This window comes from Mesorhizobium sp. P3_A9 (assembly GCF_056402975.1).
In genome coordinates this window covers 1-1,259 of the sequence record NZ_JBFUGJ010000688.1, presented here as the reverse complement: position 1 = coordinate 1,259, position 1,259 = coordinate 1, and the positions used below count along the sequence as shown (strand labels likewise).

The 1,259-nt window shown below is 59.6% G+C and carries 1 protein-coding gene; it reads right to left on the bottom strand.

Features of this window, described 5'->3' with window-relative positions; genetic code table 11:
* Positions 1-774, bottom strand: a 774-nt coding sequence (locus AC1DX0_RS36020; RefSeq protein ID WP_477359280.1) for a porin, incomplete at its 3' end; no start/stop codon positions are given.
* Between the last annotated feature and the right edge of the window lie 485 nt (positions 775-1,259).

The following is a 1,259-nucleotide window of genomic DNA, read 5'->3' as shown; positions in this document are numbered from 1 at the left end:
GTATTCGTAGTTGCTGTCATAGGCGACGACGCCAACCACATCACCCCAGCCCTGCGTGTACTTCACGCCGCCGACGACATGCGGAACRTAGCTGTCGACCGTGGCGCGACCATAGCTGTAAGTAGAAGTACCCCTTGCCAGGCCGCCGCCGCCCGAACCCTCTTCGAGAGAGGCCACAGCCGAGAAGCCGTTGCCGGCGTCGAAGTAGTACTGAACGACACCGGTCTTGAACCCGCCGTAGGGAACGATGGTGTCGTTGATGACATTGCCGGCGTAGCCGACGAACGTGTCGAATGCCGACTCGTCCTCGCCTACACGCAGGCCGCCAAGCTGAATCCAGGCGAAGTGCTGGTCGATGTTGTTTCCAGCGCTATTTCCGTCGCCGTTGTCGAGGGGTGAGTTCTGGAAGTTCAGGCGCGTCTCGGTATAGGTCTTCAAGGTACCGAGCTCGGTTTCCTGGCCGGTCCAGGTCTTCAGCGTGAAGCGWGCGTCYTTGTAGTAAGTGCCCTGGTTCTTGCCGTCGACGACGTCGTCGGCGCGTGCGCCGGTGAACGWGCCGAYATCGCCAGCGCCGATATCATAACGGACATAGCCGCCGATGCGCAGGCAGGTTTCGGTGCCGGGGATGTAGAAGTAGCCAGCGCCGTAGACGTCGCAGATCTTGACGTATTCAGCGGGTTCCGGCTCGGCGACGACGACGGCGTCGGCGGCGCGCGCACCGGAAACTGCGATCAGGGCCGCAGCGGAGCCGAGGAGAAGGCTCTTAATGTTCATTTTCTGACCTCCAGTCAAAAGTTAAAAAACGGGTCTGGGTATTCTTTGCTGAAGGACAGCGTTCCCTGCCCCATCCCCACTACCGAAAAAGATGCGCACCGCGCCGCTTCCTCGAAACCGACATTACCCATGAGGCGGCGCCGTTCAACAACGATCGTACCGGCGAAAGGGCTGTTCGGCTGCTATCCCCCTGCGTTGTTGCACAAATGACACGATTTGGCCTCACTCAGAAAGCTCTCGTTAACCATCAGCCCCGCCGCAACCGCCTATTTCCAGCCGAATCCGGCAACCGGCTGACGGAATCAAGGCAAAGCCGCGAGTCACAGGTCAGGGATTTGCCGCAGAACCGCCGCAGCTGGGAAAGCCACGGCACGGCGCGTCGTTATTTTTCGATATATGACTTCTTTTTCCGAGATAATGGCCGGGGCTTGTTGATTGTGCCGGCGCTTTTCTTTATCCAGCGGCGCAACGGAGAGGTGGCCGAG